The organism is Marivita sp. (genome assembly GCF_020055635.1).
GTDB lineage: Bacteria > Pseudomonadota > Alphaproteobacteria > Rhodobacterales > Rhodobacteraceae > Marivita.
Genome location: NZ_JAIPUT010000090.1, coordinates 1 through 11,325 on the forward strand (window position 1 = coordinate 1; position 11,325 = coordinate 11,325).

Sequence of the window (11,325 nt, forward strand, 5' to 3'; positions counted from 1 at the left end):
GACGGCAAGCCCGACAGCCGGCAGCTACAGACGGATCACGGCCGGCTCCTGACCGAGCTGGCGCTGAAGAGGGCTGAGAGCTACCCCAACCACCCGCCGCGCCCGACGCACCAGCCGCCGACCAGCAAGCACGGCGACAACTGATGACGCGACGCGAGGACGACGAGGAGCCTTGGACCCTCGAAACCGATCACCGCGAGCTGGTCGCCGAGCTTGGCCGCATGCGCCGGGCGCTCTTTGCCCGGCATCCGTTCCCGAAGAAGCCGTCAGGCAACCCGTGGGTGAAGCGACCGACGCACCCGACGAAGATGCCGACGCGGAACAACTGATGGCCGACACTGACGACGACCCGCCTGAGCTGCCCGACCGCCAGCGGCTGGACGACGCCCAGCTGCGGCGGCTGCGCATCCAGAAGGCCTACTGGGACGCCAAGCGCGAGACACCTGCGCCGACGCACCCGATGCCGCCGGGCTACACCGTTCACTGATCGGGGTCGGCCCCGCGCAGCGCGAGGCGTAGGTAGGCTGAGCCACGGCGACGGTTCAGCGATGGACTGATCGGCCCAGAGCCGACTTTGAGCACGGTCTCCGAATGCTGCGGTCGCAGCCCTCATTGCCGCCATTCGCCGCGAGTGCAAAATCTGGTGACGATCGAACCCATAGATCGCGTTCCAAGCCGCCCCCGCATTTTCCACCGCCAAGGTCGGATTTTCGCACTTCATCGAGCCGCAAAGTCAGCGGGATTGCCTTTACCGACATATGTCGGTAAAGGGTGGCTATGAGACAGAGACTCAGCAAAACCGAACGTAGATCAGACATCCTTGAAAACGCTCGCCAGCTCATTGTCGAGCGCGGACTTATGGCCACTGAGATGGAAGACATCCGACTCGCCTGCGGCATCTCGCGTGGCGGGCTGTATCACCATTTCGCCAACAAGCGCGCTGTCCTGGACGCCCTCGTCGAGGACGAAGTTACGCAACTCACCGAGGTGTTGAACGACGCGACGGCGCCACCGATCGTGGCACTGCTCCAGTCCGGGTCGAGCCATCTTGGAAACGATGGCGGTGTGCTTGCCGGCCTTGCCAGCAAGGAAGAAAAGCTGGATTACCTGTCCGCTCTTGACGAGGCCTTTGCCGCAATACTCCGCGATGCCCTCGCGGCCCGCCTGCAGGGCTTTGTGAAACCGGACAGCAATCCCGAACACGTCGCCGAACTTTTCCTAACGATCAACGCGCATATAAACCGCCGCGAAATCCTTGGCCTTTGGTCAAGCCCTGAGTCCGCCGGTTTTGCGGCAACCGCGCTCAGCGCTCTGGCTCCTCTGCTCAAAACGCCCTCAGACCTCGATCCGATTATCGCGGGACTGCAAGAAGAGGCGCAGGCTTGATGATCCCCGTTCAATTCCTTGGCTTGACGTTTGTGATCTCGCTGGCGGGCTTTGCGTGCATCGTGCTTTTCCCCGGCGCCCGGTCGCCAGAGAGCCTCATCGGCTTTCCTTTCTGGCTCGTCATGGTTTGGGGGCCGTCGCTGGCCGCCATTATTCTGAGCCTGCACGATGGCCAGTTCACTGCGCTTCTCGGTCGTGCAGTGACAATTTCGACGATCCCGGTCTCCGCCTGGATCCTGGTGGTCGCGCCGATCGCCTTTTTGCTTTTGCTGCGTCCGTCTGCACCAGAGGACGCCACGCCCATCGGTCTGGGCATCGTCGCCACGGCAGTTGCCTTCAATCTGATCCTCGGTCCACTTGGCGAAGAACTCGGTTGGCGTGGGGTCTTGCAGGAGCATCTCAACCAACACATCGGGTGGTTGGCGGCGTCTTTGCTGGTGGGCGTGATCTGGCTGGTCTGGCACTTGCCGCTCTGGACGATTGATTCTCCGCACGCCCAGATTTCACTGCCGCTCTTTGCCGGGCACGTGATGTGCTATGCGGTCATCATCGGCGCGGCCTACACTCTGTCCGGCGGGTCCATCCTGCCGGCGATCCTGATCCACCTGACAGTGAACCTCGCCTCGAATCTCGCGCTTTTCGCCGGCTTCCGCGACCCAAACAGTTGGTTCGACTCAAGCATGTGGCTCTATCTCGTCCTTGCGCTTGTTGCGGTCGTTCTGGTCTATGCCCGGACCGGCGAACTGGGTGTGAGGTCGCTCGGCTCGTGACCGAGAGAAGTTTCTCTTGAGGGCCGCATCGGGCTCTCTGCGGATCTCGGATGCGGCGCAGCATCGGCACGATCTGGGGCGCGAGGCAAGACAAGGACGGCCCCAACTGGACATAGGTCTGGGTTGTCTATGCCGCAGCGCAGCTTCCCCAGAGCGGACGCTCAGACTTGGTCGGTCGAACGCGGAGCTTCCGATACTTCCTCATCCGCTCAATCCATTCCCTGCCTAAATCGTGAGAATAGACTCCTCGACTAGCCCGGCCTTCTCAACGATCACACGAAGACCATCGTCGCCGAGAATTAACAGCAATCCCGGCATTAGAAAGAGCTGCCGGAGATCCGCGACCCAGTTGAGCAAGGTACGATCAAGACTGCTTGGCGCGCTGGTCGAGCCAGCGGGATGCGTGTGCCATTCTCCGATATAGGTGATGTGACGCATGGTCGTACGCTCAACATCCGCGATCGCGTCCTGAACACCCCGTGCGCCACGATCGAAGTAGGAGCGGCCTGCTTTACTGTCAGACGGGCATGGCAATGCTGCAGTCACATATAGGGTACGGCGATCCAAATCGAATCCGCCAAGAAGAATTCCACCGGTCTCCACCGCGCCATCGCCGCGCGCGATTTCGATTTCGGCGATCACACGAGGTGCAACCATGACTGTCCATTCACCCAGCGTGACATCTCGGAATGGGTCCACGGTGCGCCGGTCGACTGATACGTTGCCATCAGCTTCGATCGACCAGATCGTCACTTGCGCATCTGGCTGCGTATGTGTCGTCTGGATGTCTGCTGCTGCGAGCCCGGCAATAAGGGCCATCCGGCTTTGAGGGATCGTGACGCTGACATCCCGGCAGCTGCCGATCCGCACCTGTCCGGACGTTGCCAAATGGTCAGTGAGTGCTTCGGTCTCGGAGAGCGCCGCATAATACGCCATCTCAACGACCCCTTCTCGCCCTTGCCGCTGCGCGCCTTCATGTAGCGCCACCAGTGCCGTGCCGCTTGGATTGACGAAATAGGAACTGACCGGGGCCTGCATATCGGCGTCATGGCCAAGCCAGCGGGCCGCCTGCACGGACGCGGTGAAGTCGATCACGCGCTCAGCTTCGGACAGCGCCGCACGCACGTCGTCTGGCGTATCATCCCCACCGATGCCGGCGTGGAGCGCGATCGCCTCCTCCTTCTGGAACAATCCGTTGATCTCTTGCGCGAGAACCTCACTTTTGGAGCAGCCGATCGCATGCCCTGGAGCAGCATGACGTGCGAGGTTGTGCGGCGCGACGAAATCCTGGTCGATCAGGCCCCATTTCGATTGTCCCATCCGGGCGAGGTTCAAGACCGATTGCGAGCCAAGCGCACCGACACCAATGGCCACTAGCTTTCGGTTCGGCGCATCGCTACGGCCGCTTGTTGTGCGCGCCATCTCTGGCGTAAACCCGTCGACCACGTTGAGCGGCAACAGTCTTTGCGCCTTGAGTGCGTCTTCATCGGTTGGCACAGCCACCAACCGCCCGATAGCGCCCCCTTCATCACTGGCAATGCCCAACGCCTTGCCTACGTCCAGCAAGGAAGTATCAGGGCTGAGAAAAGCTCGCGTCGTCTTCGCGCCAACTGTTCCATCCGCACCAGTCAGAGGTGTGGTGATCAGCAAGAGCAAGCTCCGCTGCATGCGCGTGCGCAGCTTCGGGTCGGTCAGATCTCCGTCAAAGAGCTTTCGGATCTCGCCCGTGAGATCGACGTCCAGTTCCGCATAAATCTCGAGGAGCTCCGCGACATTAGCTGGAAGGTCGATCATGGCGCCATGCGCTGTCGGCTGGGTCACTATGTGACTACATGCATACTGCTGAACATCTGTGCCAAGCTCTGAGTCCCATGGCCAGAGCAGGATCGGTGAGATCAAGTGGTTCGTGCGCGGCAGTGCTGCATAGAACGTATTGGTTGTCGCATCGAAGTCCGGCGGCAGAACAAGGCTCCAAAACGACGGCGCGAGAGCGGGATCAAGGGGTTGATCGACCCCGTGGAGTTCGCCGAAGGCGCTCTTTTGCATCCACCAGCGCACCCGTTCAATGAGCATGGCCGGGTTATAGAGATGGACGATATCTTCGGCCCGCGCATCGAAGAGGCAGAGGGACCGCCGTCGCCCCCGATAGTTCAAGTTCATATGCGGCAGATGCTGCGGAAATTCCGCGCGCAGCGGGTACACGGACGGTATTGCCCGCTCCGGATCGGTAACAACGGCCACCGCCTCGCGTTCGCGGACATCGTTGACGCGTGCCGCCTGCCCGAGTTCGACATAGACCTCGACGACCACGACCTCTGTCTCCCCATCATCGCGATGGCAACTAACTAGCGTGCATCCTTCGTAGCCGTCTCTCGAAGCCAGGTCCGCGAGCGCCTTCAGACCATCATCCGTCAGCGCGTCGGCCGCGACATCTTGAAATGTCGCACCGGTAATCCCGTCAAGATCAGCGGCCATTCCCGGCCCGCGGTGCGGACGCGCCGCCGACCAGCGCCGCTGCCGCAGGAACACCGAGCGCCTTCTTGGAGGCCCCCTTCGGTCCGATTTCGATCTCGATCGGTTTTGGTGCGCTCGATTTCGGGTGCTCCATTGTCACCAACAGATGGTCGCTTTCGACGACGTCTTCCCGGTAATAGTTGGCAGCCTGTCGATGGGGCGGCTGCACGTCTTTGTCGGCCTCCGACCCTTTCTTGGGGATCGGATTGCTGGATGAAACGACATAGCCTGCAGTTTCACCCTGTTCCTCGCAAAGCCATTGGATCTGATCCGTCGCCGCCGTTTTGTTAGTTCCCTTCTCGGGGCCTATGGCGGTGTAAGAACAATGGTGCGGAAGCTTGTAGATATTCCAGTGCAGACGATCATCGTTCTTGTGATACTTGGTAATATCGACAATCTCTGCCAGAACTTCGTGATCAACATCCGCGGCAAAGAGGACGTCCGTATCATAGGACCCTTCGCGGAACCGCATCTGGAAAACGAGTGAATCGCCATTACGATCCTCAAGTCCATTGTCATCTGTACGTGTCGCGTGTGGAGAATGCGCGAAGGCCTCGACCGCATCGTCCGCGATCGTGAGACCCGGCACCAGCTGACCGGCGTCGACGAAACAGTCCGCACGATCCTCGACCGTTAGATCGTTGTCTTCGAGCCAGTCCTTCAAACGCTCCGGGCGCGAGAACACGACGATCCCTTCGCCTTGCCTCAGACGATGTCGGGCTTCCTGCCGAATGGCGCGAGCATCCCCCGTCAGGCCTTCTTCAGTAATGACGCCTGCAGGCACCCATAGCGTGGCTATCTTTTTGCGATCGTCGCCCTGATACGCCTTGGCGTGATCCAGCCAGAAATACTCCGAGGCCCTTTGGCAGTGATCGTCATCGAGATGGGTGAAAGCCACGACATGGTAATCGTCCGCCTCGGCTTCTTCGAAATCTTCAGTCAGGAGCGCACTCAGATCGCAGCGCTTGTCGGCCTCATCATCCTTATCGGCCATATCAGCGAAGTCGACGAGCATGCGTCGCCCGTCCTGCAGTTCAACAAGGCATGTATCGGCGTTTCCAATCGGAAAAAATGTCAGTTTAGTCATCTCAAATTTCTTTCCTACAACATCTTCCTCCCAAGATGTGCATGATCACAAATATTGCAAGATAGATGTTCTTGGTTAGTTCTGGTTTTCTAGGAGCTCCTGATGATGTTCTTCAAGTACGGCCAGCGTTACTTGCGCCCCTCGCTTTGCCAGGCGCTCAATCCATTCCTCGGACATGGCTCGAAAATCTGTCGGATAGGCATCGACCTCCTCGCGTTTAACCAGATCATTCGGTGCACAGGAGAGACGGTGGTCTGCCTGGCCGAGATAGGGCAGCACGATGGCCTGCAGTTTTCCCGCGCCCTGCAGATCGTAGAGCCGCTTCAGGGCCGCGTTCTGCGCGCGGTCCAGGGTCGTGTAGAAGCTGGCCGTCATCCGCCCCAGAAACGTGACGGTCGGCATGCCGAAGCGCAACCCATAGCCCGCCCGGCAGGCGATGATGATGTCCGGCTTCGGGATCGCGACACTGATCGCTGGATCGCGGTCCGGCCAGAGGGGCGCGAGGCCCAGATTGTCGTAGATACCGCCATCGGTCAGCGTCACCCGCTCGCTGCGCGCGCTGCCGTCGGATTTGTTGAATATGTAGTCGTCATCGAGCGCGGGCAGAAGCAGCGGATAGGCCGCCGAGGCCGCCACCGCCCTCGCGACAGGGATCCGGTCGGGGTTGATCTTCCCAAAGCGCCAGCTGCCACTTTCTTCCGGACTGAAATAGAACGCGGTCCCGGTGCGCAGCTCGGCTGCAACAGCCACGAATTTCGGTTTCCGGCCGCCGATATCCTTCAGCGTCTTTCCCTCGAACAGAAGAGCGTCCAAGGTTTCTGCAAGGATTGTCGTGCGACTGGCATAACGGCGCGGGACATGCGTCACAACCCGTTCCGAAGGCGCAATGCCGGCCAGCGCGAATCCACCGGAGACGATCCAGCGCACTGGTGCCAACGCAAAGCGTGACAGGCGCCGCGTGAGAAGACCAGCGCGGCAGAGGATGGCGCGCACCCCCTCGCGCGAAGTGAACGCAGTCCGAAACGCCGGGCGAACAAGGCCTTTCAGAAGCAGTTCCCGCACCCTTGCGTCAAAGCTCTCGAAGTCGCCATCGTGGGTCACATAAATCGCACCGATGACCGATCCACCCGAAACACAAGACAGCACTTCGGTTTTGGCCAGTAGCCCGGCATCATGCAGTGCTCGCAAACAGCCCAGGTGAAACGCAATTGCACGGGCGCCGCCGCCGGAGAGGCTAATTGCAATGGTCGGCTCCGATGGATCATGCATCTTGATCGACTCCGTGTTCAAATAGTTGATCCGCTCCCGTTCTGGCCCTCGATCAATCTGAGAGTCCTTTGGTTGCATAGCCCGTTCGCTGCGCTTTCGTTAGCTTCCGGTTGGCGGAGACTGCCATCGCGCACCACACCGAGCATCGCTGATGTGAGCGCTCGATGCCCTCAGCTCGCGGCTGACCAGATGTCCGCTTCGTTGATTGATGGGACTGCTTGAACATGTCCGCTGTTGGCACGGACCTCGCAATATCTTGCACGCGCAGCAAATGACTGCTTACCGCCCGTCATGTTGCACCTTCTGCATGCTGGCCGGGACAAACTCTAACTACGCCCCAACACCACTCAGAACTTGTGACGCTGTAGATGGAGGCGCGTAACCTCCTCTAGCAGCGCGCGCCAGAACGCGGCACCTTGCTCGTCGCCTGTAGCTTCGACTTCAGCAAGCCGCTCCCTCGTCTTTGCTATGGCTCCGTTATCGAATAGCTCGATTGTCGCCCGCGCCGCCAATGCGACGTCCCGAGGCGGCGAGGCATCTGATGATTTATCATCTGGCTCCATGAACCGGGGGCACCTTGTCCCTAGACGTCTTCCTCGAAATACGCCTCATCAATCTGCTTGATATGAAGCACGTCCTTGTCACGACACCCGATATTGTACCGGATCATTAGCTTGGCCAGCTCCGGTCCGTCGATAAGCACGATGCGCGATCCCAGACTTGCGGCCGTCTGAATGGCAGAGCTGGTAAAGCCCGACGTGGTCACGAAGATGCCCTTCGTCGCTCGGTGGATGCTCAGCGCGCCGTAGAAGTCCCTGATGTCGCCGGGTCCGACGACATTGTTTGCGCCGTATCGCTTGGCCTGCAGATAAATCTGGTCGACCCCTAGGGGGTCTTGGTCGATTACGCCGTCTACTCCGTTGTCGCCTGACTGGCCCAGAGCGCGCCCAGCGTCTTCGGTGCTGCCTCCGTATCCCATCGCGATGAGCAGCTCGACAATCAGGCTCTCGAAGAAGGCGGGTGAGGCGCTGCGCACGTAGTCCAGAAGGTTGGCAGCGAGCGCCGCGTTCAGCCGCTTGTGCGCCGCTTGGATGCTCTCGTCCGGGGTCTCGCTGTCATCGGGTGCTAGATGTTCCTCGCCAGTATCGCCGCCACGCGTGCGGGACTTGAAGTCTTGGAATTCGTCGAACTGCTCGAGATACTTGCTGTTGATTTCAGACGCATCGGAGAGCGCTGATCGTCCTTGCTCTGTCAGTTCGTACCAGCCGCGTCTCGGGTTCGATACAAGGCCAGCCTGTTTCAGATAGCTTCGCGCCCAGTGAACTCGGTTTGCGATCCTCGTCTGTTTCCCGCTTGGTAGCAGTTCGGCACGCTCCTCCTCCGAGAGTTGGAAGCGGACAGACAACTCTTCGACTACGTCTGAAATCTTGCGCGGCTCCGCCTCGGCGGCTTCCAAGACTGGCCGCATGAGTTCTTGGTAGTCGGGTATCATCTTTTGCATCATCCTCGTGGTCGGAAATCAGCGTTCGGATTACCCGCCACTGAACCCGCGATAGCATATTCCGCCAGCATGACGCTACTCTCAGTCATCCCTACCGGAATACGCGAGCCGAGTGCTGAGGCAGATTGCAATACGATACCGTGCGAGGTTGCAACCAGAATAGGCTCGCATCAGAATGACTTCACGCAGGTCACCCGATCTCAGCAGGAGTTTCCATGACGACATCTCTTCGAATGGCCGCGCTTGCGATCTGCGGTGCTCTGGCCGCGCCTGCATCTGCGCAGGATTTCAATGTCGGTCAAGATGCAGCTAGGATCGGAGATTACGAGACAGCACTCGAAAATTGGCGTCCGCTCGCTGAGCAAGGAGATGCCAAAGCGCAGTACAATCTCGCGCACATGTATTACGAAGGCTTAGGCGTGACGCAGGACTATGCGGAAGCCGCACGCTGGTCCCGCCTGGCGGCGGAGCACGGGCATGCCGATGCGCAGTACGCCCTCGGACTAATGTATTACTACGGCGAGGGAGTGCCGCAGGACTATGCTGCGGCCGCACGCTGGTCCCGCCTGGCGGCGGAGCACGGGCATGCCGATGCGCAGTACGCCCTCGGGTTCATGTATCACAATGGCTTCGGCGTGACGCAGGACTACGAAGAGGCCGTACGCTGGTACCGCTTGGCGGCGGAGCAGGGGATTGCCGATGCGCAGGCCCGCCTCGGGTTCATGTATCACAATGGCGAGAGCGTGACGCAGCAATACGCGGAGGCCGTACGCTGGTACCGCTTAGCGGCGGAGCAGGGGATTGCCGATGCGCAGGCCCGCCTCGGGTTCATGTATCACAATGGTGAGGGAGTGCCGCAGGACCACGCCGAGGCCGCACGCTGGTACCGCTCGGCGGCGGAGCAGGGGCATGCCCACGCGCAGTACAATCTCGCACTAATCTATTTCAAGGGCGAAGGCGTGGCGGAGGACTACGTTTCAGCACATATGTGGTTCAATATCTCCAGCGCCAATGGAGGTGAAGACGCTGCAGAAGCGCGCTCACGTGTGGCAAACAACATGACCCGCGAACAGGTCGCCGACGCCCAAGCCCGCGCCCGCGTCTGCATGGCATCCGAATATCAGGACTGCGATTGATCTCATGCCATCGCTGGTTGCTGCGCGCCCGTGGCCCCTCGACCGCGTCCGACCGGCCCGCTTCAGCGGGGCCTTTTCTTTGTCCGGCTCAGCCGGTGTACGCCCGCGAAACCTTCGAGCTGGCCTGCCGAAGCTCCTCGCGCGTCTCGCGACGGCGGTTGTAGCTCTTGAGCAGGATCGCCTCGGACTTATGGCCCGTCAGCGCGGCGACCGTCTTGGGTGTCTCCCCGTCATCGAGCAGTGCGGTCGCGAAGGTCGCTCGCAAGTCGTGCACGACGAAGCCGTGATCCGCGAGACCGGCGCGCTCGAGCACCCGCCGGAAGGTCCCGGCGACGGACTGGATGTGCCCCGACTGCGTCCGCGACGGGAAGACCCAGTCGCTCTCCCGCTTCACACGCCCGGCCGCGTCGCGCCGCGCGCGGATGCCTTTCAGGATCGCCAGCGCTGTTTCGTCGAGCGTGACGGCAAAGGCCTTCCGGTTCTTCGTGCGCTCGGCCGCCTGTGTCCACACGCCGGTCTCGAGGTCGATGTCCTGCCAGCGCATGCCGAGCACCGCGCCCTTGCGCTGGCCCGTGATCGCGATCAGGCGCAGGGCGTCGCAGGGGTCTTCGGGGTGGGCGTGTGCGGTGGTCGGGCACTCCGCCTGCCAAACCGAGATCGCGGCCCAGAAGCGCCCCATCTCGTCGTTCGTCATCACAGCATCACGCGGGATGTATTCCGACCCCTCGATCTGGATGCCCGTGCAGGGGTTCTTCTCGATCAGCTCCAGCTCTTGAACCGCTTCCTTGAAGATCGTGTTCAGGATGCGGAGCGTCTTGGCGGCCGCGTGGGGCTTGAGCGGTTTCAGCACCGCGCGCACGTCGGCGCGTTTGACGTCGCCGATCTTCTTCGAGCCGAAGACCTCATTCGCTCGGCGCACGGCACGCGCAGCCGCCTCGGCACCGCCGGGGGCGTAGGGCTTCGTCTCGGCGCGCATCGCGAGGTAGTCCTTGGCCACCTCGGCGAAGGTCGGTGTCTGGCGCTTCTTCGGCACGCCGCCGCTGGTGCGCGCGTCCAGCACGATCTGGCTGGCCTCCCGGTGGAGGTCGGAGATGGTCTGGTCGCTGAGGAGGAACTCGTCGAGCCGACGGAGCTTCTGCTTCACCTGCTTCGCCGAGCGGCCCTCACCGGCGCGATACTGCAGGAAGAGCGTGGCGACGCCCGTCGGTGCGACACGCATGCCCAGCGCTCCGTGGCTCGTATAGTTTTCGTCCCAGACCGTGTAGGCGGTGTCGCGCGGCCCCTGCTTTGCGAGCAACTTCTTGCTGAACTCGATCCGTTCGGCAGCGACGCGCTTCGACTTGGTCATGTGGTGTCTCCCTCGTGATGCACGTCCCATATGTGATACCACGGCTGGCGTTGCAAGAAGAAAATGTCATCACCATGTCACCCCCAACGCGTTAGTGGGGCGGGTAATAGGGGATCACCGCGCTCGCCAAGTAGCGCATCGTACGCAGTAAAATTAGGCTGGATGATGCTCGCGGGTGGCTAATCGCCGTCCCAGTCGAGCACCGCGACGCGCCCGGCCCGGCCTTCTGCGAGGGCGGCCTCGACGGCGATGGCGATGTTGGCAAGCAGGCAGAACCCGTTGGGCCAGTCCGGCAGGCAATGGTGACCGGGCGG

Annotated in this window: 10 protein-coding genes and 1 pseudogene; 5 read left to right on the forward strand and 6 right to left on the reverse strand. The window is 61.2% G+C overall.

Annotation, left to right across the window (positions count from 1 at the left end):
* The first annotated feature begins 143 nt into the window (after positions 1–143).
* The 4 genes from LCF60_RS21930 (at position 144) to LCF60_RS21945 (ending at position 2,156) form a co-directional block, all read left to right on the forward strand.
* Positions 144–329 (forward strand): hypothetical protein, encoded by a 186-nt coding sequence (locus tag LCF60_RS21930; protein WP_292294674.1) that lies wholly within the window; start codon positions 144–146, stop codon positions 327–329.
* A complete protein-coding gene (locus LCF60_RS21935) occupies positions 329–487 on the forward strand; it encodes a hypothetical protein (RefSeq protein ID WP_292294675.1) in 159 nt (52 codons plus the stop codon). Before LCF60_RS21930 ends, LCF60_RS21935 begins: the two co-directional genes overlap by 1 nt.
* A 290-nt stretch (positions 488–777) precedes the next feature.
* A complete protein-coding gene (locus LCF60_RS21940; protein WP_292294676.1) occupies positions 778–1,386 on the forward strand; it encodes a TetR/AcrR family transcriptional regulator in 609 nt (202 codons plus the stop codon).
* Positions 1,387–1,418: 32 nt separating this feature from the next.
* The gene (locus LCF60_RS21945) at positions 1,419–2,156 is read left to right on the forward strand and encodes a CPBP family intramembrane glutamic endopeptidase (protein ID WP_292294677.1); all 738 of its coding nucleotides are present in this window, start codon (positions 1,419–1,421) and stop codon (positions 2,154–2,156) included.
* A gap of 225 nt (positions 2,157–2,381) precedes the next feature.
* Here LCF60_RS21945 and LCF60_RS21950 read toward each other — a convergent pair whose 3' ends face one another.
* The 4 genes from LCF60_RS21950 to LCF60_RS21965 all read right to left on the reverse strand — a co-directional run bounded on the left by LCF60_RS21950 (position 2,382) and on the right by LCF60_RS21965 (position 8,518).
* Entirely contained in the window at positions 2,382–4,685 is a 2,304-nt protein-coding gene (locus LCF60_RS21950) for a ThiF family adenylyltransferase (RefSeq protein ID WP_292294678.1), read from the reverse strand.
* On the reverse strand, positions 4,621–5,757 hold the full coding sequence (locus tag LCF60_RS21955; RefSeq protein ID WP_292294679.1) for a hypothetical protein: 1,137 nt from the start codon (positions 5,755–5,757) through the stop codon (positions 4,621–4,623). Before LCF60_RS21955 ends, LCF60_RS21950 begins: the two co-directional genes overlap by 65 nt.
* Positions 5,758–5,832: 75 nt before the next feature.
* On the reverse strand, positions 5,833–7,026 hold the full coding sequence (locus LCF60_RS21960; protein WP_292294680.1) for a patatin-like phospholipase family protein: 1,194 nt from the start codon (positions 7,024–7,026) through the stop codon (positions 5,833–5,835).
* A gap of 583 nt (positions 7,027–7,609) precedes the next feature.
* Positions 7,610–8,518, reverse strand: coding sequence for a restriction endonuclease (locus tag LCF60_RS21965; RefSeq protein WP_292294681.1), 909 nt, complete (start codon positions 8,516–8,518; stop codon positions 7,610–7,612).
* 224 nt (positions 8,519–8,742) lie between these two features.
* Between LCF60_RS21965 and LCF60_RS21970 the strand changes: the two genes are divergently transcribed.
* The gene (locus LCF60_RS21970) at positions 8,743–9,663 is read left to right on the forward strand and encodes a tetratricopeptide repeat protein (protein WP_292294682.1); all 921 of its coding nucleotides are present in this window, start codon (positions 8,743–8,745) and stop codon (positions 9,661–9,663) included.
* An 88-nt stretch (positions 9,664–9,751) separates the two neighbouring features.
* Here LCF60_RS21970 and LCF60_RS21975 read toward each other — a convergent pair whose 3' ends face one another.
* Together LCF60_RS21975 and LCF60_RS21980 are read right to left on the reverse strand one after the other, a co-directional pair.
* Positions 9,752–11,011: a site-specific integrase gene (locus tag LCF60_RS21975; protein WP_292294683.1), complete on the reverse strand. Its 1,260-nt coding sequence runs from the start codon at positions 11,009–11,011 to the stop codon at positions 9,752–9,754.
* Between the two features lie 188 nt (positions 11,012–11,199).
* A pseudogene (locus LCF60_RS21980) lies at positions 11,200–11,325 on the reverse strand (class II histone deacetylase); the annotation flags it as partial.